The organism is Vreelandella venusta, from assembly GCF_007989605.1.
Classification (GTDB): domain Bacteria; phylum Pseudomonadota; class Gammaproteobacteria; order Pseudomonadales; family Halomonadaceae; genus Vreelandella; species Vreelandella venusta.
Window position 1 is genome coordinate 114,880 of record NZ_BJUL01000008.1, and the last position, 20,863, is coordinate 135,742.

The following is a 20,863-nucleotide window of genomic DNA, read 5'->3' on the forward strand; positions in this document are numbered from 1 at the left end:
GCGAGCCTTACAAGTGGTCATCAATGCGCTTCAATAATCACTGCGCTGATATCGATGCCCAAGCTGGTGACTAATTGATAACTGCCTTCCAGTTCATCGGCTTCGGCACTGAGTAGAATATATTCAAAGCGCTCTGAGGCCTGATCTTGGCGCTCATAGAGCATGCAGTGGTGCGTGACTTGGGAGATTCCGCTGCCATTGGCGCGAGTCACTGTTTCCTCAAGCACTACCGGGGCTGACCATGCACTGTTTTCAGCGCCCCATACGCGTTGAAAGCGTTTAAGGTCGTCTGGAGTGTCGTCGCCTGCTTCCAGCGTGAAGTTGCTCTGGCCGAGTGGGTGAGCGGGTGCCTGACTATCCGGCTGATTGATCAGACCATCAAATTCAAGGTTAGAAACATGTTGTGACGACAGGAAGTCGAACAGCTTGTATTCGAACACTTTGCCATTAGCAATGGAGGCTTGAATCCAAGTGTCATTTTCCAGATAAAAGCGCGCGAGCTGTTCACCCTGGCCGAGTTCGACGACGCCAGTCGCGGCTATTTCCTGCGCTGCGCCACTCCAGCTGGCATCAAAATTGAGGCTGTCGAACGCTTTTAGCGACAGCATATTGAGTGACACCATACCGCCAAGCCGAAGACCATTGAAGTCGTCTGGGGTCATGCCGACGGGGAGACCGCTAGAGCGTTGGGCGGTGTCGCTGGCATGTTTTTGCTGCACGCTTTTACTGTTGGCTCGAAACAGCGATTTAAGTGAACCAAGCATGGTGATGAATCTCCATGAAACAGTTGGGTATCATGCCAGCAGCGATGAAAAATGTGCCGACGTCAGGCGTTCATAGGCCATGTAATACAGCACATCGCCATCACTCAGCTCGCGGGTAGAGGGCGGGTTGAGCATCGTCGCTTCGGCGCTAACGGACGTGACGCCGAGTAAGGTGACATTATGCGCTTCCTTGGCGAGAGCAAATAATTGGCCAAATGTGCTGCCTTTAGGGATATCTTGCAGCTGAGTTTGATATTGAGTAGCGCCATGGTTGACGGCAAGCAGCTCGTTCACGACGCGACTAATGCCTGCATCGGTGGCTGAGCGCACTAGCATTTCTAATGCCATGGCCTCGGTGCATTCGATGCCCGGTAATGTTCGGCGCAACATCGCTGCGGTATTGGGGTTTTCGCAATGGGCAACGATATGGCAGCTAGGGGATTTCAGGCTGTAAGCGGAAAGCGCAACGGTTGCCACACGCTCATCACTGCCATCATAGATAATAATACGGCTGGCGTTTTCAACACCGGCGCGTTTGAGAAGCTCTACATTAGCGAAGCTATCGCCCTTAACGAACTTTAGGTCGCCAGGGCGAGGGTTGTTGATATCTTTAGTGACACACAGCACGATTTCATCGGGGAGTTGCCGATCGGCTTTGAGAATATCAATGATTTTTTCAGTGGTTTCTCCATGCCAGCCCAGCACTACCGTGTGATCAGTTAGATCGCTGTAGTCGCCTTTTCCTTGCATTTGCTGCCTCCAAAAGTTGCTGACCGTGACGGTTGCCTTGCCAATCAGGGCCGCAAATAGCGAAATACCGCCCGGAATCAGGTAGAACACAGCGATCAACTGCCCCGCGGTAGAGCTTGGTGAGAAGTCTCCATAGCCCACAGTGGAAGCCGTAACAACGTAAAAATACAGCCACAGTGGCAGTGAGTTGGCAACCTCTTCGCCGGAGACGCCCATTAATATCCATGAGGTTGCCATATGTGCCAGCGCCAGCAACAGTAAGAATGTCCAACTGACATTAATCGTAGAGGCTTTAAGAACTTTCAGTAGCCGTTGTAGCACTGGCATGGCGTCGGTTTTCCTTGCGTTCAGGCGGTAGTATTAACGTTAGTAATCAGTTGCCAGCATTTTGCTTGGCTTTTAGACGAGCCAGAACATCGCTGCCGGACGTTTGCTGTTTACCGATACCCGCTTGGGCAAGCCGTGCTTCCAAATCAGCGCCGGAATCTTGCGCTTGCATGGATTCGCCGATCTTGAGCTTTTCAGCCTGTAGGGCTTGGCGCTCTTTAATGCGTTCAAGGGAGGCAACGGCGCTATTCATGCTGGCGTTTTGACCAGCGTGTTGAGACGCGACAGCAGCCTGTGCTTTTTGCGCGGCTTCAGTGGCCTTGACGTGGGACATCTGTTGTTCAACGCGGCGAATTTCACCTTTCGATTTAGCGATGCTCGATTTCAGGGCGTCGATAGTGCCATCGTACTGGGTGACATTGGCCTGAGCGACTTCACGCTCACCTTCCAGGCGGGCAATTTCCCCAGCGACTTCTTCAGCTAAGCTCTGCTCGCCTTTTTCAAGGGCTGCCATGGCGCTTTTTTCATACTCGGCCATTTTATCCGACAGCGTATCTACTTCCTTGGCCGCAAGGTTGCGCCTAGCCATGATGGTCGTAAGTTCTTCATTGGCCTGGTTCATTGCTGCTTTAGCGTCACGCAGTTCCTGCTCCATGATACGAATCCCCTGACTATCGACAATCGCTTCGCCGGTTTCAGTGGCTTTGCCGCGTAGGGCGGTAAACATTTTGCGTAGTAACATCGGGTAACTCCTTAAATCGAACCAATCCGACGCTTGCGCGTAGGGTTTACAACAGGGTGATCCTTAACAACAGGCAATACTTGGCTGGTGTCTGGAACACGTTAACTCGGATCAACCGATTAAATCGGCAATTTCCAGTGCCGCCTGAGCGCAAGCTTCGACTTCAGCGCTGATGGCCTCAAGCTTGCAGTCTGCAAACAGTTGACCATAAACCACATAGTAATCTTCGCCACCCAAAGTGTGGATGCCAACACTCACTAGCGGTAAGGTCATGCCTAAGCGTAACAAAGCATTGTTAAAGGCATTGATATTCTCAACCGCACTGGTGGGAGCTACTTCGGTCATCACCAACCACTCTTGCTCGCAGTGGGTCAGGGTAACAGGTAAGTCGCCGTAGTCCTTGAGCGTAAACACCAGTGAATCGTTGTCTTGGTCAAGAGTGATGTCAGCGCTAGGCCAGGTTAGCTCATTCTGTTCGACGCTATATTTAACCGCTTCAAGTCGTGTCTGTGTGTTCATTGAGCGTATCCTAATGGTCTATTCGGCATACAACTGTACAGAGGACTGTAACAGTCGTGCCAATGAGTAACGGTGTTGTTAGCTAAAAATTCTTCAGCATTTTACCGAATCAATCGATATTGCGTCTGCACCGATGGCAAACTAATCCGTTAGCACCCATAATGGTCTACGTTTCGACGGCGAGGAGAATCCCATGAAACTGCTAAATCGCTCTGCCCTGAGCGTCAGGCCGACCCAGACCTTCGTGGACTGGATCAATGCGCTCGAACCCACCATGGGAGATGACGACCTGACCCTTGACGACGTCGAACGTGAAAGTACGGTGTACCTTATCCCTGAGATGGATACCCCTGAAGCGCTGGAAACGTTTGTCCGTGAGCGCCATGTAGAAATCCTAGAGACCGAGCTGCGTGCTTGGGAAGAGGATGAGCGCCAATGGCCAGAAAAGCTTGATTGGTCACTGTTTCAAGACTTTTTACGTATTGAGCATAGCTACCTTGCGATTGACCTTGACGACGAAACTGCTCTTGAAATTTCAGAGGTTGATGACGCACTTCTGCTCGATAATGAGCAAGACTAGCGCATTGCCGTCCTAATGTAAGTGTATTGTGGAACCGGCCCAGGCCGGTTTTATTGTTTTTAATGGTGCAGTTTAGGAACGAACCACCATGCGATTGTTTGAAACTCGGGCGGGTGACGATGGTTTGCCGGGCCCCGCGCGTGCGCTTGCCGTACTAGCACTCGTCACCGGCACGCTAATGGCGGTGGTCGACACCACCATGATTAATTTGGCCCTCCCGACGATTGCCGCAGATCTTAATGTGCCTGCCTCCAGAGCGGTATGGATCACCAATTTATTCCAAGTGGTCTGCGCGGCGTTCTTATTGGTGTTCGCAGGCATCAGTGAGTTGATCACCCGTAGGCGGCTGTATTTATTTGGTTTGGCCACCTTCGTTTTCGCGGCATTAGGGGCGGCGCTGTCGCGTAATCTAGAAACGCTACTGATATTTCGCGCCCTGCAGGGGTTGGGAGCTGCGGCCACGCTGTCCATCGGTCCGTCGCTGTATCGGGCAATTTTTCCGTCCCGTCTATTGGGTAGCGCTTTAGGGCTTAGCGCGTTAGTGGTAGCCGGTGGCTATGCAGCAGGCCCAACGTTGAGCGGCGTCATCCTCTCGTTTGCCGACTGGCCTTGGTTATTTGCACTTAATGTTCCGCTTGGTGTGTGTTCACTATGGTTGGCTAGTCGTGCGTTGCCGCGAGATAAACCACGCCGGGGTAGCTTTGATGTGCTGGGTGCGCTGTTGTCTATGTTGATGCTAGCCAGCTTCTTTCTTGCGATGGATGCAGTTGGCCATGCCGCACCATTATGGCAAGGCGGTGGTTGGGCGGTGCTGGCGGTGCTGGCTTGTGGGCTGTTTATTCAACGCCAACGCTACGCGCCTTATCCGCTGTTACCGCTGAATATATTTGCTGAAAAACGCTTTACGTTGGCAGTTTCAGCGTCGGGCTTGGCCTTTATCGGTCAGGGACTTACGTTCGTGGCGCTGTCGTTTTTTTATCAGGAGCAGATGGATTTCTCGCCGCTGGAGACAGCTTGGTTGTTCACCCCTTGGCCGTTAGCGATTATGGTGGTTGGCCCCTTGGCTGGTCGTTTAGCTGACCGGGTTAATCCAAGTCTTCTTTCAAGCGCAGGCTTGATACTGCTGATTATGGGGTTAGTGGCGCTAGCCCTCGTGGATGAATCTACCGGCGTGGCAGGCAGCCTGTGGCGCACCGCCTTGTGTGGCATCGGCTTTGGTCTGTTTCAGCCTCCTAACAACCGCGAAATGATGGGCAGTCTTCCGCCAGAGCGAAGCGCTAATGTCTCCGGCGTGATGAGCACTACCCGTACCGTTGGGCAATCACTTGGGGTGGCATTGGTAGGGGCGGCCTTGGCGTTGGGTTCACCTGTACAGGTAACCCTATGGCTAGGGGCTGGCACCACGCTGCTAGCGTTGGTGGCGAGCCTTTCCCGGGTAGCATTAGCCCAGCATGCTCTCATTGAGCGGCGGGCATCGTCTGTTAGTAAGTAAGGGCGTACAATAAATCGGTTGCTGATTGAAGGAGAAAGTACTCATGGCGATGCAGACACAGATTGAGCAGAAGTTAGCGGCGTTAACGCCCGACGTGCTGCACGTAGAAAATGAAAGCCACATGCACAACGTGCCGGCTAACGCTGAGACCCACTTTAAAGTCACCCTGGTAAGCGATAGCTTCGATGGCATCATGCCGGTGAAACGCCATCAACAGATTTATGCGCTGCTCGCCGATGAACTATCTGGGCCTGTGCATGCACTGGCACTGCATCTTTACACCCCGCAAGAGTGGCAGGCACGTGGCGGCGAGCGGCCGAATTCGCCTAACTGTCGGGGCGGCGGCCAGTGACGCCAGACGTTATTCGTCGGCAGTATTTGGAGGCGATGGGTATAACAGCCTGGGCATCCAGATATCAACTGCCTAACGCACGTCCTACTGAGGCGTGCGAATGGGAAGATGCGCCTGCTGTGACTCCACCGCGAGAGCGGCTTCACGCGCTATTGGACGATGCCCCGGCACCTCGCTCGCGTCATCAGTCAGCGGAAGGCGATAGCACTCCCGCTGCCACTGGCTCGGCATTGTCACCCTCTTCAGCCCCGGCGGCGGTGCGTGCGCTGCTGGGCCAGCCTCCTGCTCCTGATAATAAGCCAGCCGACGCCCCCGTGACTGCTGCACAGGAAAGCTCTACGCAGGAAAAATCGCCTGTTAGCAAAGTGGAACCGCTGACGTTCAGCCTTTCCTGTATTTGTGTGGGTGGGCGCTGGTTAAGCCTTCATGAGGGGGAAATAACCCCTATTGAACAGCAATTGCTGGCTAATATGTTACGGGCAGCGGGGGTGTTGAACGGTGAAATGCCCGCGGTGACGTATTTTAAATGGCCGCCAATGGCTAACACATTCACGCCGCAGGAGCCGCTAGAAGAAGCGCAAGATGGAGTAGCTGCCTTTATTGCTGGCGCGGCAGGCAGGCAGGGCTGGCAGTTGGAGCGCCTGTTGTGGTGGGGAGCTGACGAGTTAGCCGATGACTCTCCCTTAGCGCGGGTCATGGCTGTTAGTCAGCAACAGAGCAAAACGCTGTCGTTGCCCGTGTGGCAAGGCCCTGCGTTGAGGACGCTTGCCGAACACGCGAGCGCCAAGCGTAAGCTTTGGCCTGCGCTGGTGTCGCTTGGCCAGCAGTGGCGTGCTGAGGTTGTCATCCAGTGATAAGCCCATTAAGCGTTGCTGACAGTGCTAGGTTACAGGCGTTAGAAGCGCAGGCTAACAGTGGTATCAGTTCGCAGCATCTCGATGATGCGCTTAACGACCCTAATTCACAGGTGCTTGGTTGCTGGCAACCACTCGCGCTGGCTGGCCATGCATCCGTTGGCAACGTGCTGCTTGGTTATGCCATCGTGGTTCGTTTGCCATTTGAGGCAGAGCTTCAAGCGATTGGAGTGCTTCCACAGCAGCAGGGGCAGGGGATCGGTGGCAAGCTACTTGGTGCAGTAGTCGCCTGTACCAAGCAGTGGCAAAGCGAGCGCTTACTGCTCGAAGTGCGGGCAAGTAACCTACGGGCGATAAAGCTTTATCAGCGCTACGAGTTTAATCAAGATGGTTGGCGCCGAGGCTACTACCCGGCTGCGCAGGGGGCAGCCGGGCGGGAAGATGCGCTACTGATGTCGCGCGTGCTTTAAGACACGCTATTGCTTTCGATATCTTCAAATTTGCTGAGTACGCCCTGTAAGCGACGCTCCCACTCTTCACGATCCTGCTTTAGCTGGGCGTTTTCGCCGCGAAGTTCTTCATTTTCAAGCTTCATCAATTCCAACGCCTCAACGGTGTCGGTAATTTTCTGTTCCAACTGGTTAAATAACTCAAGGCTCATGCCTACCTCCAATAATGTCGACAGGCACACTACCTGTCATAACGGGGACAAAAATGTAATTCAGTTAGGCGAGCGTAACGCCGCTGCAAGATTGCGGCAAGCGCAGTTTACACGGGTTTACGAAGATAGAGGCGAGCCGCGCTTTCGCCTGCCTGGGTTTCTCGGTACAGCTGCCAGTTAGTGGGCACGTTTGGAGATAGAGACTTTTCAGTTTCCAGGTAGATCATGGCATCGTCTGCAAGCCAGTCTCCGGTTTCTAATGCTGAACAGCAGGCATCGGCTAAGCCTTGGTGAAACGGTGGGTCAAGGAAGACGATATTCGCAGGTTGCTGACAGGGTTGGTTGAGAAAAGCGAGCGCATCGGTAGATACCACTCGGCCATTATTGGCGCCAAGGGTGATAATATTTTCACTAATTAGCGCGGCTACCCGGGCGTCGCGCTCGATAAACGTCACGTTACTGGCACCGCGGGAAAGGGCTTCAAAGCCTAGTGCTCCCGTGCCAGCAAAGAGGTCTAGCACTTGCCTGCCAAACAGGTGTTGGCCTAGCCAGTTGAACAGAGTCTCACGCACGCGATCAGGGGTGGGGCGCAGCCCTGGATGGTCGAGTACAGGTAACTGGCGGCGGCGAAAGTCGCCGCCGATAATGCGTAGCTTACCTGGTGGTTTGGCAGGCCCGCGCCGCGCTGTCGATGAGCGAGAAGTAGAGGGGCGAGAAGAGCGTTGTCGTTTCATAACGCGGATTGTAGCGGGCTACTTATCCAAAGTCTTGGTCTGCGGTGGTAGGATAATCGCAATGTTCACCTATTTAGTCGGATGACACCTATGTTCGGTTTTTTCAAACGTAAGAAAAAGCACGACTCCCCACAGGAGCAGCAAGATCAGCAGGCGCTGTCTCAAGAGGAGCACAGCGAAGCAGGGGTTGCCCAAGAGCCAGCGCTAGAGCATAAAGCAGAGCAGGCCCCGCCAACGGCGGAAGAGGTTGTGCAAGAGGCGCCCGTGCCTGAAACGATGCCGACGGAACACACGGCATCCGCTGAAGAAACCGCTGAAAAGGTACAAACAAGTGAAGCAGAACTAGAGCTTGAGCCAGCCTCTGTTCCAGAGCCAGAGCCAGAACCGGAACCGGAACCAGAGCCAGAACCGGAACCGGAACCAGAGCCAGAACCAGAACCAGAACCGGAACCAGAGCCAGAGCCGGAACCAGAGCCGGAACCGGAACCAGAACCAGAACCGGAGCCAGAGCCAGAGCCGGCCATGGTGCCTGCATCTAAACCGGCTCTTCAAGAGAAGCCCGTTGCGGAAAAGGGCGAAAAGAGAGGCTGGTTCGCTCGTATTAAATCAGGGCTAGGCAAAACCCGCGCCAATCTAACGGACGGTATTGCCGATCTGTTTTTAGGCAAAAAACAGATCGATGATGAGCTGTTGGAAGGCCTTGAGACCCAGCTGCTGATGGCGGATGTGGGCATTGAAGCCACGAGTGAGATTATTGAACGCCTTGAGGCGCGCGTTTCGCGCAAAGAATTGAATAACCCAGAAGCGCTTTATCGCGGGTTGCAAGAAGAGCTGGCATTGATGCTTGCGCCGGTAGCAACACCGCTAAGCTTTGAAAAAGAGAGTGAAGGGCCGTTTGTCATACTCGTGGTAGGTGTTAATGGCGTAGGCAAAACAACGACTATCGGCAAGCTGACCCAGCGTTTTCAGCGTGAAGGTAAAAGCGTCATGCTCGCTGCAGGCGACACCTTCCGTGCAGCGGCGGTTGAGCAGCTTAAAGTATGGGGCGAGCGTAACAACGCGCCGGTGATTGCGCAGCACACGGGGGCTGATAGCGCTTCAGTGATTTACGACGCGGTGGCGGCTGCCAAATCACGTGGCGTGGATGTACTGATTGCCGACACGGCAGGGCGGCTGCATAACAAGAGCCATCTGATGGAAGAGTTGAAAAAAGTTCATCGGGTCATGCAGAAGCTGGATAGCACTGCTCCCCATGAGGTGATGCTGGTGCTGGATGCAGGGACTGGCCAGAACGCTATTTCCCAGGCCAGCACATTTAACGACGCTGTGCCGATCAGTGGCATTACGCTGACGAAGCTGGATGGTACTGCTAAGGGTGGGATTATTTTCGCATTGGCGAAGCAGTTAAAAACACCGATTCGCTTTATCGGCGTGGGCGAAGCGCTGGATGATCTCCGCCCCTTTGAGGCAGATGACTTTGTTAACGCGCTGTTTGATCGGCAAGGGGATGATGGCCGCGCATGATCGCTTTTGAACATGTGGGTAAGCGCTATGGAGGGCGCTTTGAGGCGCTGGCACACCTTAACTTTCGCGTTGCAAGAGGCGAAATGGTGTTCCTGACCGGGCATTCGGGGGCTGGTAAAAGCTCGTTGTTGCGATTGATTATGCGCCTCGAAAAGCCTAGCCGGGGCCGAGTTGTGGTAGCTGGGCATGATATTGCCGAACTCCACGCCAGCCAAGTGCCGTTTTACCGTCGTCAAATTGGCGTGGTGTTTCAAGATCACCAACTACTGTTTGATCGCAGTGTGTTTCGCAATGTATCTCTACCGCTAGAAATCCAGGGTGTAGAGCCTCGTGAAACGGCGCGGCGCGTTCGTGCGGCACTGGATAAGGTCGGGCTTTTACACCGCGAAAAAGCGCTACCGGTAGAGCTTTCCGGCGGTGAGCAGCAGCGAGTGGGCATTGCCCGCGCAGTGGTTAATAAGCCAGCTCTGCTGCTTGCTGATGAGCCGACTGGTAATCTTGATCCACAGCTTTCTGCCGACATTATGGCGCTGTTTGAAGACTTCAATCGCATTGGCACCACCGTGATGGTTGCCAGTCACGACTTAGCGCTGATTGCGCGACTACGCCATCGTATCTTGCGTTTGCAGGATGGTCGTCTGGTGGCCGATGAGGGGGGCGTATGAAGCGTGCCGTGACACCCCGTCCTATAGGTGCAGCCCCCAAGGGGAAGCGGCAAACGGCTCGAACTCCCAGTGAGCCACCCGCCGAGCGGCGTGGCGCACGTTCACAGCAAACACGCTTTAGCAGCCGCTTACGCGCCTGGGGACGCCATCATCGTGCAATGGCATTAGATAGCCTTTATCGCCTGGTACGCTATCCGGTCGGTAATTTGCTAACCATGCTGGCGATCGCCATTGCGTTAGTCTTGCCAGCGGCGCTTTGGTTAACCTTAGATAGCGCCAAGCTGCTAGATGCAGAGCTGAATGAGAGTGCAACCCTCACCGTTTATTTGGAAACGATCGTAGACGCTGCGCAGTCCGCTCGCATTGAAGAAGCGGTTATTGCGGACGAAGGCGTCGCAACAACGCGTCTCATTAGCGCCGAACAAGGTATGGTTGAGTTTCAGCAGTCGCTGGGGATAGAAGACTCCTTGGCGGGGCTTAAAGATAATCCACTGCCAGCCAGTATTGTAATTTATCCACACAGCGTTGATCCCGCTGCTATGGCACAACTCGCGCAGCGCTTGGAGACGTTCTCTGGGGTGGACGAGGTGCGGGTGGACTTGGCGTGGGTAGAGCGTTTGCGTCATTTGGCGGATCTTGGGCGACGGGTGGCGCTCGCGCTTGGGGTGCTGTTTGGCTGTGGTGTGCTGCTGGTGGTGGGCAACACTATCCGTCTTTCAGTTGAGAGCCGACGACGAGAAATCGAGGTCGTGATGCTTATTGGCGCGACTCATGCCTTTGTCCGTCGACCCTTCCTCTATAGTGGGGCTTGGTACGGCGTAGGCGGCGGTTTGCTGGCGCTGGGGCTATTAGGTTTTGGCAACCACTGGCTGTCGATGCCGGTTGCCGCCCTGGCGGCAAGTTACGGTGCGAACTTCGTATTGCCGCAGTTAGATGTGACAGGCTCTACAATTCTGCTATCTTGCAGTACACTATTGGGCTGGCTGGGAGCTTGGTTGGCTGTCTCGCGCCATCTCTCTAGCATACGTCCGCGTTGATTATGTTTGTTATGCGGTCAGTAGCGGGAATTTCCACCCCGTTTTGTGTCTTATGCAGTGAATGCATCGGTTATTTGAACCTTATGCTTAGGCTAAGGTCTTAGAGTTAACAGAACACTAACCACGATAGGTTTTAAGGGAGACCACCTGCACATGAGCACTAGTCTTCTACCGGTGGGACAGCTTTCTCCAGGTCACGATCTGGGCGGCTATATTCAAGCGGTTAACGGCATCCCCGTACTAAGCGTTGATGAAGAGCGTGAGCTTGCATTCCGCCTCCACGATGAGGGTGACTTGGAAGCCGCACGCCGCTTGGTGCTGTCGCACCTGCGCTTTGTGGTGCATATTGCTCGTAGTTACTCGGGTTATGGTCTGCCTCAAGCTGACCTGATTCAAGAAGGTAACGTTGGTCTAATGAAAGCCGTTAAGCGTTTCGATCCTAATCAGGGTGTCCGCTTGGTGTCATTTGCTGTGCATTGGATCAAAGCAGAAATTCACGAGTTTGTGCTGCGCAATTGGCGTATTGTCAAAATTGCCACCACGAAAGCTCAGCGCAAGCTGTTTTTTAACCTGCGTAGCGCTAAAAAACGCTTAGCTTGGTTAAACAACGATGAAGTTAACGCGATTGCGGAAGACCTCAACGTAAAGCCAGAAGTAGTGCGCGATATGGAAGGGCGTCTGTCGGCTTACGATGCAGGTTTTGATGCGTCGCCTAGCGATGACGAAGAGAGCACCTATCAAGCGCCAGCGTATTTTTTAGATGACGCTTCTGCTGATCCGGCGACGCTGCTGGAGGATAGTAACTTTGAGGAAGACTCAACGCGCCGCTTACAGCTAGCCTTAAAAGGGCTTGATGAGCGCTCGCGGGACATCTTGCAACGTCGTTGGCTAACTGATGATAAAGCGACGCTGCACGATCTGGCCGATGTTTATGGCGTCAGTGCTGAGCGCATTCGTCAGCTCGAAAAGAATGCGATGAAAAAACTGCGCCAAAAAATGGGCGAAGCCATCGCTGCTTAATCGAGCACCTATGTCGGGTAAGTACGTTAGATGAACACCCCGGAGGCACTGCCTTCGGGGTGTTTTTTATTGGCGTGGGTGTTTTGTCAACGCTTCTAAGCCGACTGTACGGCTGCTCGTAGCAGCTGGCTTGATAGCAGCCCCCATTGGTCGTCCCAGTACTCGGTTGGCAAGCGCTTGAAGTCACTGCGTACATACTGAGAAATACGCCCTTCAGCCTGGGCGATCAGCAGGTTGGCTGCTGCTGAAGCGGATATGCTGGTGCGTAGTCCTTCACGCAGCTCAGCTTCCCGCAGTATCTGCTTTAACTGGGTTTCCATACGTTCAAACAGCTGGTGAACGCGCTGGCGCAGGCGGGCCGTTTCGCCAGTTAGTACATCGCCTCCCAGTACCCTGGCAAGCCCAGGATTTTTTTCGGCAAAGCCTAGAAGTAAAGCCAAGATAGTGCCGCATCGAGACGCCGCATCGGGGATATCCTCTAGGATGCGGGTAATGCGCGCAAAGATGGTTTCTTCAATGAAGTCGATCAGCCCCTCAAACATGCGTGCTTTGCTGGGGAAATGTCGGTACAGCGCTGCTTCTGAGACGCCAACCTGGCGGGCAAGCGCAGCGGTAGTAATGCGCTTGCCGCTATCCTCTTCCAACATAACGGCTAACGCTTGCAGGATTTGCTCGCGGCGGCGAGGTTTTTGTTCGTCACTCATGACGTTAGCACTCCGTCGCGGTTAACCTGCGTCAGTAATCAGGGTGCCTACCCCAGCATTGGTAAAGATTTCCAGCAAGACCGCATGGGGAACACGGCCGTCGATAATGTGAGCGCTGTTAACGCCGCCTTTTACCGCATCTAGCGCACAGCGTATTTTGGGCAGCATACCACCGTATATCGTGCCGTCGGCAATTAAGGCGTCAACTTGAGCGGTGGTTAGACCCGTTAACACCTCTCCTTCACTGTTCATCAGGCCCGCGACGTTGGTCAAGAGCATCAGTTTTTCAGCGTTGAGTGCCTCGGCCAGTTTACCTGCTACCAAGTCGGCGTTGATGTTATAGCTGTGCCCCTCACCGTCAACGCCGATCGGTGCAATCACCGGAATGAAATCTCTAGCGGCAAGCATCTCAATAAGATCGGTGGAGATAGACTCCACTTCGCCTACGTGGCCAATATCGATAATTTCCGGAACGGTCATTTCAGGGCTTTGGTGCTCTACTTTCAGCTGCCGAGCACGAATTTGTGCACCATCTTTGCCGGTTAAGCCAATGGCCTTGCCGCCGCTTTGATTGATCAAGTTGACAATGCTTTTATTGACCAGCCCCCCTAGCACCATCTCCACGACGTCCATGGTTTGGGAGTCGGTCACTCGCATGCCGTTCACAAAGCGCGATTCGATATTCAGTTTTTCCAGTAGGCTGCCAATTTGTGGCCCGCCCCCATGGACGACGACTGGGTTAATACCGACCTCTTTCATCAGCACGATGTTGCGCGCGAATGAGTCGATCAAGGTATCTTCAGTCATAGCGTTGCCGCCATATTTAACGACAACCGTTTTGCCCGAAAATTGCTGGATATAGGGGAGGGCTTCTGACAATACCTCTACAACGACCTGGGGGTCGCGGCTAGTTGAACTCATGACGTTGTCCCTTTTGATTTTTTCCGTCGCTACTTTTTTATCACGACCGTTATTACAGCACGAGCATTGGCTTTTTCATGCGGCGTGTTGTTTAACATTCTTATTGTGTCGCGCGTTCTCCTGGCGCGATCATTTTTCTTCTGTTCACCCTGTCGTATTTGCTTACATTATTGTGGTTCAGGGATCGTCAGTGCTGGCGAGATCTCTGCCAGGGCCTTGGCAAACCGGGCTTTTATTCGGCTCAGTGCGGCGACATCGCTACCCTCAAAGCGCAGTACTAACGCAGGTGTGGTGTTGGAGGCTCGGCAAAGCCCCCAGCCATCGGTATAGTCCACGCGAATGCCATCAATCGTGGTTTTGATACCTTCGCCGAAGTCGCCTTCTCTAGCAAGCTTCTTGATAAGCGCGAATTTTTCTTCATCAGCAACCGTGATATTAATCTCTGGCGTGCTGATATCTTGTGGAAATTGATCAAATAATTGGTCAGCACTGCCGTTGTATCGCGCTAGAATCTCAAGCAAGCGGGCCGCGGCGTAAAGGCCGTCGTCAAATCCGTACCAACGCTCCTTGAAGAAAATATGCCCGCTCATCTCACCGCCCAGCTCAGCACCTGTTTCCCGCATGCGTGCTTTGATTAGTGAATGCCCGGTGCGCCACATTTCAGGCTCACCGCCAGCGTCGCTAATAACTCGTGCTAGGTGACCGGTGCACTTGATATCGAAGATCACCTTGGCACCGGGGGTGCGCGACAGCATATCAGCTGCAAATACCATCAGTAGATGGTCAGGGTAAATCATCCGGCCACTTGGTGTGACAACGCCTAAGCGGTCGCCGTCGCCGTCAAAGGCCAAGCCAATATCAGCACCTGTTTCATTAACACTGTGGATCAAGTCGCGCAGATTTTCAGGTTTACCTGGGTCGGGGTGATGATTCGGGAAGTGCCCATCAATGTCGGCAAATAATGGGGTGGTTTTCACCCCCAGGCGCTCGATAAGCTGCGGGCCAAGTTCTCCGGCGACTCCGTTGCCACAATCCACGACAGCGCTCAGCGGGCGCTCCAGATGGATGTCGCTAATAATTCTTTCAAGATACGCCGTGCGTAGGTCGTGCTGGCGAACGCTGCCTTGACCGCTGGTTAGGTCGTTTGCTTGGATACGCTCATAGAGGGCGGTGATCGCATCGCCGGAGAGCGTCTCACCCGCTAAGACGATTTTGAAACCGTTGTAGTCAGGCGGGTTGTGACTGCCGGTTAGCATGACCCCAGAGCAGCTTTCAGGCAGCGTGTGGGTGGCGAAGTAAAGCACGGGTGTGGGTACCATGCCGATATCTATAACGTCTCGTCCTGAGGCTGTTAGGCCACGAATTAGCGCTGCTTGCAGATGTGGTCCGGAAAGCCGTCCATCACGTGCGACAATGACCGTTTGCTCGCCTCGAGCGGCGGCTTCAGAACCAATGGCTCGGCCAATGAGTTCGGTGGTGGTCTCGTTAAGCGTATCGTCCACAATGCCGCGAATGTCGTAAGCACGAAATATCGACGCAGGTACGTTCATTGTCGCTCCTAGATATGCGCTAAAACAGCATGTGGCTTATTGGCTGCCTGTGCTGCCAAAACCACCGCTGCCGCGAGTGGAATCTTCAAAGGCATCGACAAGTGTAAGCTCCGCTTGCACGACGGGAACAACAACATACTGAGCGAGACGCTCAAAGGGCGATAACGTAAAGCTGCTTTGGCCACGGTTCCACACGGATACCATCAGCTCGCCTTGGTAATCAGAGTCGATGAGGCCGACGAGGTTGCCTAGCACGATACCGTGCTTATGCCCTAACCCGGAGCGAGGCAAGATCATGCCTGCCAAGCCAGGATCTTCGATGTAAATGGCAAGGCCTGTTCGTACCAGTTGGCAGTCACCAGGAGCAAGCGTCAGCGGTTCGTCTAGCAGTGCTCGCAAATCCATCCCTGCTGAGCCAGTTGTCGCATAGGAAGGGAGGTAGTCGTGCAGGCGTTCATCTAATACTTTGCACTGCAAGCGTGGGCGAGAACCGCTCATGATAATTCTCCGGGGGATTGAGAGGACAATTGAGAAGGTGGTTGAGAAGGTGGTTGAGATAGCAGTTGAGAAGCTGGCTGAGAAGGCAGCAGTGATAGCGCGTGACGAATAATTAGTGCAGCCAGCTGCGTTTTAGGCTGAGGCGGGGCTACCAGTTGCTTGGTTCCTGTCGCAGAGCGCCACAGCAGCAGAGCGGCATTGTTATCGCTGCCAAAACCGAGCCCCTGCTGGGAAACATCATTGGCAACAATCATATCTAGCCCTTTGCGGGTCAATTTGTCTTCCGCATAGCGTGCGACATCCTGAGTCTCGGCGGCGAAACCCATCACAATAGGGCGTTGGTCAGCAGGCAGTGCGGAGACATCGGCAATAATGTCAGGATTCTTGACTAGCGTAAGCGTTAGCGTATCGCTGTCGTCGGTTTTTTTGATTTTGTGCTCGGCAGCGCTGGCAGCGCGGTAATCAGCGACCGCAGCACAGCCAATAAATAGGCCTGCATGGGGGGCGAGTGCTAACGCTTCGTGATGCATTTGTGCGGCAGTTTCTACATCAATGCGCTCAACGCCGTGAGGCGTGGGGAGATTAACCGGGCCACTTATCAGGGTTACTCGGGCTCCCTGGGCGGCAGCTTCAGCGGCCAGTGCGTAACCCATTTTTCCTGAGCTGTGGTTGGATAGATAGCGCACGGGGTCTAGCGCCTCGCGGGTGGGGCCCGCAGTAATCACTATGTGCGGCGCAGAGGTTGGCGTTGGTGGTTTTGCAGCATAAGCAAAATGCTGTGCTAAGCAATCAACAATAACCTCTGGTTCGCTCATTCGCCCGGGGCCGACGTCGCCACACGCCTGATCTCCTGCTGCTGGTCCGATCAACTGCCAGCCATCGTTGGCTAGCTGCGCGACATTGCGCTGGGTTGCAGGATGTCGCCACATGGCCTGATTCATGGCCGGTGCCATCAACTTGGGGGCTTCACAGGCTAGACACAGAGTGGTCAGCAAGTCATCAGCCATGCCATGTACCAATCGGGCGATCAAATCAGCCGTTGCTGGGGCAATCAATACGGCATCTGCCCAGCGAGCCAGCTCAATATGCCCCATGCCAGCCTCAGCTTCAGGGTCAAGCAACGAGGTGCGTACCGGCTCTCCTGACAGTGCCTGGAGCGTTAATGGCGTGATAAACGCTTGAGCACCCTCGGTCATTACCACGCGAACCTCACAGCCAGCTTGCTTGAGTAACCGAACAATCAGCGCGCTTTTATAAGCCGCAATACCGGCGCTAATGCCAAGCAGCAGACGCTTGCCAGCAAGCGAGGTTAACGGGGATGGCGTTAATAAGGCCATGATGGGTAGTCCCATGTAGCGTTTGTTAAAGGTGAGTACCATACCATTTGACGGGTTATTTTGGCATGCTCAAGCAGCGGTTGAAAAAGTCAGTTGGGGTGGGCGCAGTTGCAAGCGCAGACAGCGCTATCAGGGTGGGCAGGGAGGCGGCGATGGGAATTAATCACTGGCCGGAAGGTGAGCGGCCACGCGAGAAGTTATTGACCATGGGGGTGCAGGCGCTTTCAGATGCTGAGCTACTGGCCATTTTTTTGCGAGTAGGCGTTCAGGGACGCTCTGCGGTGGATTTGGCAAGGGACCTGTTGACCAGTTTTGGTGGCTTGAGACAACTGCTGGAAGCAGATCAGGATCAGTTTTGTGCGGCTCGAGGGCTTGGTAGTGCAAAATTTGCCCAGCTTCAGGCGACCCTGGAGCTTTCCAGACGCCATATGGCGAGCCAGCTTGCCCGTGGCGATGCGCTCACATCGCCGGCGCTTGTGCGTCATTACTTGAGCTCCCAGCTTCGTCATCTGGGGCATGAAGAGTTTGCGGTGCTTTTTTTAGATACACAGCATCGAATTATTCGCTATGAATCCCTGTTTCGCGGTACCCTAGACAGCGCATCCGTTTACCCCCGCGAAGTAGCCAAGCGTGCGCTTGAATTACACGCTGGTGCTGTCATCCTGGCTCACAACCACCCATCGGGTGTTGCTGAACCTAGCGATGCTGATAGACGTATTACTGAACGTCTAAAAGATGCCCTTGCACTCTTCGATGTGCGAGTGCTTGATCATTTCGTGGTGGGGGACGGTAACGTGGTTTCGTTTGCCGAGCGCGGTTGGTTATAGCAATTAATGAAAATGGTGCGACGACAAAATCTCGTCGTTTACCTAAGTAAATTGTCCAAAAGATGCCTTTTTTGGCATTTTGGGGCGTTTTTGCTTGCTGGTAGCCGGGCGCTCTGGTATAAAGTGCCACCTTTAAACTTGGGTTGAATAACGGATTTGGGTACAGCTAGGCGGTTAACTGCGTCGACTCCCTCCCTGCTCCGGTTTGCCCGACAGTTTTGAACACTCAGGCTTATACCCTGGCCAAGCGGTTGGAGGCTCTCATGTCCAAAGTATGTCAGGTTACCGGCAAGCGTCCGGTAACTGGTAATAACGTTTCTCACTCCCAGCGTAAGACACGTCGTCGTTTCTTGCCGAACCTGCACACCCATCGTTTTTGGGTTGAATCTGAAAACCGCTTCGTCAAGCTGCGCGTTTCCTCTAAAGGAATGCGTATCATCGACAAGAAAGGTATCGAAACGGTTCTGGCTGATATCCGCAAACGCGGCGATGCCATCTAAGCTAGCATTTTGGGAGAGTTAAACCATGCGCGATAAGATCAAGCTGGTGTCTAGTGCCGGTACTGGCCACTTCTACACCACGGATAAGAACAAGCGGAATACACCGGATAAGTTCGAATTCAAGAAATACGACCCGGTCGTCCGTAAGCACGTTATCTACAAGGAAGCTAAGATCAAGTAATCGCGATTACAATGATCGGCTTTCACCGCAGGCGAGCGCCTGTTGAAAAACCCGGCCCTAAGCCGGGTTTTTGCATGCCCGGTATTTAGCCACTTACTGGGTAGGTTAGTGGTACCCGTCCCTACGCTTCGGCACCGCTTAGGCGACAGAGTGGTTGTCACGGTGCTGTCATCATAGACTTTCATCATGCCCGAATTGCCTGAAGTTGAAACGACGCGACGCGGCATTGCCCCCTACTTAGAGGGGCAAGAGATTACCGAGGTGCTGGTGCGACAGCCCCGGTTACGCGTGCCGGTACCTGAGGATTTAGCCGAGCGGCTAGTCGGCGCTCGGGTTGGCGTATTAAAGCGCCGCGCTAAATACCTACAAATCCCCGTGGCGACTCTCGAAGGTGAGGCCACGCTGTTGTGGCATCTAGGCATGTCGGGCAGCCTAAGGATTGCAAGCGTCGGCGATTTGCCTAAAAAGCATGACCATGTTGATGTGGTGACGGCCAAGGGGTATGTGCTGCGCTACCATGACCCACGCCGCTTTGGTTTTGTTGACTGGCAGCAGGGCGATGGCAGTTTGGATACGCGCCTTGCGCACCTTGGTCCTGAGCCGTTGGATGACGCGTTTAACGGTCGCTGGCTCTATAACGCATCGCGTAATAAACGCGTTGCGGTAAAGCCTTTTTTAATGGATAACCGCGTGGTGGTCGGGGCGGGGAATATTTACGCTGCTGAAGCGCTATTTATGGCGGGTATTGACCCTCGACGTGCCGCTGGGAAAATTTCTCTGGCCCGCTATCAGCAGTTAGCCGCTGCGGTTAAAGAGGTGCTGGCAGCGGCGATTACCCAAGGTGGCACCACGCTACGGGACTTTGTCAGTGGGCAGGGCGAGCCAGGCTACTTTGCCCAGCAACTGAATGTATATGGGCGTCATGGGCAGCCTTGCCTACGCTGTGGCGTTGAGCTGCGTCGTATCACGCTAGGCCAGCGGGCCAGTGTGTTTTGCCCTGGTTGCCAGCGTTAGCGGCCGCTCTTTGATATTAACTGTTTTGCCGATGCTTGCAGAGCCTGTGTGCTTTGCAAGATTGTTCTTTTGGAGATTGTTGTGACTCAACGCCTGCGCCTGAATAAAAATGCCGATCGCCGCCTAAAAGCGGGCCATCTTTGGATCTACTCCAATGAGGTAGATATCAAAGAGACGCCACTAAAAAACTTTGCTGCTGGTGAGCCTGCGTTGGTTGAGGCTTCCAATGGCAAAACCCTTGGCGTCGCTTACATTAACCCGCACTCGCTGATTTGTGGTCGGGTGATGTCGCGTGATCCAGAGATGCGCCTAGATCGTTCGTTATTCGTACACCGCTTCAACCAAGCGCTAGCGCTGCGTGAGCGCCTGTTCAATAAACCTTTTTACCGTTTGATTCATGGTGAAGGTGATCTGTTACCGGGCTTGGTGATTGACCGCTTCGGCGATGTGCTGGTGGTGCAGTTGAATACTGCGGGTATGCAAGCGTTGGCAGAAGATATTGTTGATGCGCTGGAAAAAGTCGTTAAACCTAATGCCATTGTGTTCCGTAATGATACGGGCGGCCGCCGCCAGGAAGGTCTAGAAGCCCACGTCGAAGTGGTAAAGGGAACGCTTCCTGACGAGGTTTTACTGGAAGAAAATGGCGTTACCTTTGCAGTGCCTGTGCTGAATGGTCAAAAGACAGGATGGTTTTACGACCATCGTGTCAACCGCGCATGGTTGAACAGCCAAGTGGCGGGCAAGCGTGTGCTGGATGTATTCAGTTACGTGGGCGGCTGGGGAGTTCAGGCGGCTGCGAGTGGGGCCTCGGAAGTGTTATGTGTCGATGCTTCTGCCCCGGCGCTGGATCAGGTGGCTCGCAATGCTGAGCTAAATGGTGTGCAGGAGCAAGTAGCGGTAGCCGAAGGCGATGCCTTTGAAGCGTTAGCGGCACTGAAGGCTGATGGCGAACAGTTTGATGTGATCATTCTTGATCCGCCAGCGTTTATCAAAAAGCGCAAGGATATCCCTAATGGTGAGCGCGCTTACTCACGTCTGAATCGAGAGGCGATGCGTCTACTGGGCCGTGATGGCTTGCTGTTGTCGGCCTCGTGTTCCATGCACCTCGCGTCTGAGCGTTTGGTGGATGTGGTTCGTGGCGCGGTTCGCCATCAAGACCGTCATGGCCAGGTGATTTTTCAGGGGCACCAGGGGCCTGACCACCCCGTTCATCCGGCCATCCCGGAAACCTCGTATCTGAAAGCGCTAGGCGTGCGGGTATTCCGCGACTAAGCCAAAAACGCTGTTTGGCGAACATTGGCAAGGCCAAA

At 54.0% G+C, this 20,863-nt stretch carries 25 protein-coding genes; 14 read left to right on the plus strand and 11 right to left on the minus strand.

Features of this window, described 5'->3' with window-relative positions; all coding sequences use genetic code 11:
* Positions 1 to 20 precede the first annotated feature (20 nt).
* The 4 genes from HVE01_RS11030 to HVE01_RS11045 form a co-directional block, all read right to left on the minus strand.
* Positions 21 to 764: a DUF2491 family protein gene (locus tag HVE01_RS11030; RefSeq protein WP_146944123.1), complete on the minus strand. Its 744-nt coding sequence runs from the start codon at positions 762 to 764 to the stop codon at positions 21 to 23.
* Positions 765 to 794: 30 nt separating this feature from the next.
* Positions 795 to 1,841 carry an ion channel gene (locus tag HVE01_RS11035; protein WP_125745384.1) on the minus strand — a complete coding sequence of 349 codons (1,047 nt, stop codon included), beginning with the start codon at positions 1,839 to 1,841 and terminating at the stop codon, positions 795 to 797.
* Positions 1,842 to 1,887: 46 nt separating this feature from the next.
* On the minus strand, positions 1,888 to 2,583 hold the full coding sequence (locus HVE01_RS11040) for a PspA/IM30 family protein (protein WP_125745386.1): 696 nt from the start codon (positions 2,581 to 2,583) through the stop codon (positions 1,888 to 1,890).
* Positions 2,584 to 2,694: 111 nt separating this feature from the next.
* Positions 2,695 to 3,102, minus strand: a complete 408-nt coding sequence (locus HVE01_RS11045) for a DUF2170 family protein (protein ID WP_146944126.1) — start codon at positions 3,100 to 3,102, stop codon at positions 2,695 to 2,697.
* A 193-nt stretch (positions 3,103 to 3,295) separates the two neighbouring features.
* On the opposite strand from HVE01_RS11045, the gene HVE01_RS11050 reads away from it, so the two are divergent.
* The 5 genes from HVE01_RS11050 (at position 3,296) to HVE01_RS11070 (ending at position 6,850) form a co-directional block, all read left to right on the plus strand.
* Positions 3,296 to 3,682 carry a hypothetical protein gene (locus HVE01_RS11050; protein ID WP_125745389.1) on the plus strand — a complete coding sequence of 129 codons (387 nt, stop codon included), beginning with the start codon at positions 3,296 to 3,298 and terminating at the stop codon, positions 3,680 to 3,682.
* 88 nt (positions 3,683 to 3,770) lie between these two features.
* Positions 3,771 to 5,174: an MFS transporter gene (locus HVE01_RS11055; protein WP_146944128.1), complete on the plus strand. Its 1,404-nt coding sequence runs from the start codon at positions 3,771 to 3,773 to the stop codon at positions 5,172 to 5,174.
* A gap of 43 nt (positions 5,175 to 5,217) precedes the next feature.
* Positions 5,218 to 5,526, plus strand: a complete 309-nt coding sequence (locus HVE01_RS11060) for a BolA family protein (RefSeq protein ID WP_125745393.1) — start codon at positions 5,218 to 5,220, stop codon at positions 5,524 to 5,526.
* The gene (locus tag HVE01_RS11065; protein WP_146944130.1) at positions 5,523 to 6,380 is read left to right on the plus strand and encodes a hypothetical protein; all 858 of its coding nucleotides are present in this window, start codon (positions 5,523 to 5,525) and stop codon (positions 6,378 to 6,380) included. The genes HVE01_RS11060 and HVE01_RS11065 overlap by 4 nt, the downstream gene beginning before the upstream one ends.
* Positions 6,377 to 6,850 carry a GNAT family N-acetyltransferase gene (locus tag HVE01_RS11070; RefSeq protein WP_146944131.1) on the plus strand — a complete coding sequence of 158 codons (474 nt, stop codon included), beginning with the start codon at positions 6,377 to 6,379 and terminating at the stop codon, positions 6,848 to 6,850. Before HVE01_RS11065 ends, HVE01_RS11070 begins: the two co-directional genes overlap by 4 nt.
* Here HVE01_RS11070 and zapB read toward each other — a convergent pair.
* The gene (gene zapB, locus HVE01_RS11075; RefSeq protein ID WP_125745399.1) at positions 6,847 to 7,041 is read right to left on the minus strand and encodes a cell division protein ZapB; all 195 of its coding nucleotides are present in this window, start codon (positions 7,039 to 7,041) and stop codon (positions 6,847 to 6,849) included. The two genes, HVE01_RS11070 and zapB, sit on opposite strands and share 4 nt — an antisense overlap.
* 107 nt (positions 7,042 to 7,148) lie before the next feature.
* Positions 7,149 to 7,775, minus strand: a complete 627-nt coding sequence (gene rsmD / locus HVE01_RS11080; RefSeq protein ID WP_146944133.1) for a 16S rRNA (guanine(966)-N(2))-methyltransferase RsmD — start codon at positions 7,773 to 7,775, stop codon at positions 7,149 to 7,151.
* Between the two features lie 90 nt (positions 7,776 to 7,865).
* Between rsmD and ftsY the strand changes: the two genes are divergently transcribed.
* From ftsY to rpoH, 4 genes are all read left to right on the plus strand, one after another.
* Positions 7,866 to 9,299: a signal recognition particle-docking protein FtsY gene (gene ftsY, locus HVE01_RS11085; RefSeq protein ID WP_146944135.1), complete on the plus strand. Its 1,434-nt coding sequence runs from the start codon at positions 7,866 to 7,868 to the stop codon at positions 9,297 to 9,299.
* A complete protein-coding gene (ftsE, locus tag HVE01_RS11090) occupies positions 9,296 to 9,964 on the plus strand; it encodes a cell division ATP-binding protein FtsE (RefSeq protein ID WP_125745404.1) in 669 nt (222 codons plus the stop codon). Before ftsY ends, ftsE begins: the two co-directional genes overlap by 4 nt.
* Positions 9,961 to 11,001, plus strand: coding sequence for a permease-like cell division protein FtsX (ftsX, locus tag HVE01_RS11095; protein WP_125745406.1), 1,041 nt, complete (start codon positions 9,961 to 9,963; stop codon positions 10,999 to 11,001). Before ftsE ends, ftsX begins: the two co-directional genes overlap by 4 nt.
* Before the next feature lie 153 nt (positions 11,002 to 11,154).
* Positions 11,155 to 12,021, plus strand: a complete 867-nt coding sequence (gene rpoH / locus HVE01_RS11100; RefSeq protein ID WP_125745408.1) for an RNA polymerase sigma factor RpoH — start codon at positions 11,155 to 11,157, stop codon at positions 12,019 to 12,021.
* A 95-nt stretch (positions 12,022 to 12,116) separates the two neighbouring features.
* On the opposite strand, the gene slmA is transcribed toward rpoH, so the two are convergent.
* The 5 genes from slmA to coaBC form a co-directional block, all read right to left on the minus strand.
* Complete coding sequence (gene slmA / locus HVE01_RS11105) at positions 12,117 to 12,725, minus strand: nucleoid occlusion factor SlmA (RefSeq protein ID WP_125745410.1); 609 nt, start codon at positions 12,723 to 12,725, stop codon at positions 12,117 to 12,119.
* Between the two features lie 21 nt (positions 12,726 to 12,746).
* On the minus strand, positions 12,747 to 13,646 hold the full coding sequence (gene argB, locus HVE01_RS11110) for an acetylglutamate kinase (protein WP_089039241.1): 900 nt from the start codon (positions 13,644 to 13,646) through the stop codon (positions 12,747 to 12,749).
* A 167-nt stretch (positions 13,647 to 13,813) separates the two neighbouring features.
* Positions 13,814 to 15,196, minus strand: coding sequence for a phosphomannomutase/phosphoglucomutase (locus HVE01_RS11115; protein WP_125745412.1), 1,383 nt, complete (start codon positions 15,194 to 15,196; stop codon positions 13,814 to 13,816).
* Between the two features lie 36 nt (positions 15,197 to 15,232).
* Complete coding sequence (gene dut, locus HVE01_RS11120) at positions 15,233 to 15,694, minus strand: dUTP diphosphatase (RefSeq protein ID WP_125745414.1); 462 nt, start codon at positions 15,692 to 15,694, stop codon at positions 15,233 to 15,235.
* Positions 15,691 to 17,031: a bifunctional phosphopantothenoylcysteine decarboxylase/phosphopantothenate--cysteine ligase CoaBC gene (gene coaBC / locus HVE01_RS11125; RefSeq protein WP_244973774.1), complete on the minus strand. Its 1,341-nt coding sequence runs from the start codon at positions 17,029 to 17,031 to the stop codon at positions 15,691 to 15,693. Before coaBC ends, dut begins: the two co-directional genes overlap by 4 nt.
* A gap of 152 nt (positions 17,032 to 17,183) precedes the next feature.
* On the opposite strand from coaBC, the gene radC reads away from it, so the two are divergent.
* From radC to HVE01_RS11150, 5 genes are all read left to right on the plus strand, one after another.
* Positions 17,184 to 17,858: a RadC family protein gene (gene radC, locus HVE01_RS11130; protein ID WP_146944139.1), complete on the plus strand. Its 675-nt coding sequence runs from the start codon at positions 17,184 to 17,186 to the stop codon at positions 17,856 to 17,858.
* 263 nt (positions 17,859 to 18,121) lie between these two features.
* Complete coding sequence (rpmB, locus tag HVE01_RS11135) at positions 18,122 to 18,358, plus strand: 50S ribosomal protein L28 (protein ID WP_038481085.1); 237 nt, start codon at positions 18,122 to 18,124, stop codon at positions 18,356 to 18,358.
* Between the two features lie 25 nt (positions 18,359 to 18,383).
* On the plus strand, positions 18,384 to 18,539 hold the full coding sequence (rpmG, locus tag HVE01_RS11140; RefSeq protein ID WP_009098622.1) for a 50S ribosomal protein L33: 156 nt from the start codon (positions 18,384 to 18,386) through the stop codon (positions 18,537 to 18,539).
* 186 nt (positions 18,540 to 18,725) lie between these two features.
* Positions 18,726 to 19,553 carry a bifunctional DNA-formamidopyrimidine glycosylase/DNA-(apurinic or apyrimidinic site) lyase gene (gene mutM, locus HVE01_RS11145; protein ID WP_125745420.1) on the plus strand — a complete coding sequence of 276 codons (828 nt, stop codon included), beginning with the start codon at positions 18,726 to 18,728 and terminating at the stop codon, positions 19,551 to 19,553.
* Between the two features lie 81 nt (positions 19,554 to 19,634).
* Complete coding sequence (locus HVE01_RS11150) at positions 19,635 to 20,825, plus strand: class I SAM-dependent rRNA methyltransferase (protein WP_146944141.1); 1,191 nt, start codon at positions 19,635 to 19,637, stop codon at positions 20,823 to 20,825.
* The last annotated feature ends 38 nt before the right edge of the window (positions 20,826 to 20,863 follow it).

Excerpts from the sequence above, each read along its gene's own strand:
- HVE01_RS11030 (WP_146944123.1), bottom strand. The coding sequence starts at position 764 with ATGCTTGGTTCACTTAAATCGCTGTTTCGAGCCAACAGTAAAAGCGTG.
- HVE01_RS11035 (WP_125745384.1), bottom strand. The coding sequence starts at position 1,841 with ATGCCAGTGCTACAACGGCTACTGAAAGTTCTTAAAGCCTCTACGATT.
- HVE01_RS11040 (WP_125745386.1), bottom strand. The coding sequence starts at position 2,583 with ATGTTACTACGCAAAATGTTTACCGCCCTACGCGGCAAAGCCACTGAA.
- HVE01_RS11045 (WP_146944126.1), bottom strand. The coding sequence starts at position 3,102 with ATGAACACACAGACACGACTTGAAGCGGTTAAATATAGCGTCGAACAG.
- HVE01_RS11050 (WP_125745389.1), top strand. The coding sequence starts at position 3,296 with ATGAAACTGCTAAATCGCTCTGCCCTGAGCGTCAGGCCGACCCAGACC.
- HVE01_RS11055 (WP_146944128.1), top strand. The coding sequence starts at position 3,771 with ATGCGATTGTTTGAAACTCGGGCGGGTGACGATGGTTTGCCGGGCCCC.
- HVE01_RS11060 (WP_125745393.1), top strand. The coding sequence starts at position 5,218 with ATGGCGATGCAGACACAGATTGAGCAGAAGTTAGCGGCGTTAACGCCC.
- zapB (WP_125745399.1), bottom strand. The coding sequence starts at position 7,041 with ATGAGCCTTGAGTTATTTAACCAGTTGGAACAGAAAATTACCGACACC.
- rsmD (WP_146944133.1), bottom strand. The coding sequence starts at position 7,775 with ATGAAACGACAACGCTCTTCTCGCCCCTCTACTTCTCGCTCATCGACA.
- ftsY (WP_146944135.1), top strand. The coding sequence starts at position 7,866 with ATGTTCGGTTTTTTCAAACGTAAGAAAAAGCACGACTCCCCACAGGAG.
- ftsE (WP_125745404.1), top strand. The coding sequence starts at position 9,296 with ATGATCGCTTTTGAACATGTGGGTAAGCGCTATGGAGGGCGCTTTGAG.
- ftsX (WP_125745406.1), top strand. The coding sequence starts at position 9,961 with ATGAAGCGTGCCGTGACACCCCGTCCTATAGGTGCAGCCCCCAAGGGG.
- rpoH (WP_125745408.1), top strand. The coding sequence starts at position 11,155 with ATGAGCACTAGTCTTCTACCGGTGGGACAGCTTTCTCCAGGTCACGAT.
- slmA (WP_125745410.1), bottom strand. The coding sequence starts at position 12,725 with ATGAGTGACGAACAAAAACCTCGCCGCCGCGAGCAAATCCTGCAAGCG.
- argB (WP_089039241.1), bottom strand. The coding sequence starts at position 13,646 with ATGAGTTCAACTAGCCGCGACCCCCAGGTCGTTGTAGAGGTATTGTCA.
- HVE01_RS11115 (WP_125745412.1), bottom strand. The coding sequence starts at position 15,196 with ATGAACGTACCTGCGTCGATATTTCGTGCTTACGACATTCGCGGCATT.
- dut (WP_125745414.1), bottom strand. The coding sequence starts at position 15,694 with ATGAGCGGTTCTCGCCCACGCTTGCAGTGCAAAGTATTAGATGAACGC.
- coaBC (WP_244973774.1), bottom strand. The coding sequence starts at position 17,031 with ATGGCCTTATTAACGCCATCCCCGTTAACCTCGCTTGCTGGCAAGCGT.
- radC (WP_146944139.1), top strand. The coding sequence starts at position 17,184 with ATGGGAATTAATCACTGGCCGGAAGGTGAGCGGCCACGCGAGAAGTTA.
- rpmB (WP_038481085.1), top strand. The coding sequence starts at position 18,122 with ATGTCCAAAGTATGTCAGGTTACCGGCAAGCGTCCGGTAACTGGTAAT.
- rpmG (WP_009098622.1), top strand. The coding sequence starts at position 18,384 with ATGCGCGATAAGATCAAGCTGGTGTCTAGTGCCGGTACTGGCCACTTC.
- mutM (WP_125745420.1), top strand. The coding sequence starts at position 18,726 with ATGCCCGAATTGCCTGAAGTTGAAACGACGCGACGCGGCATTGCCCCC.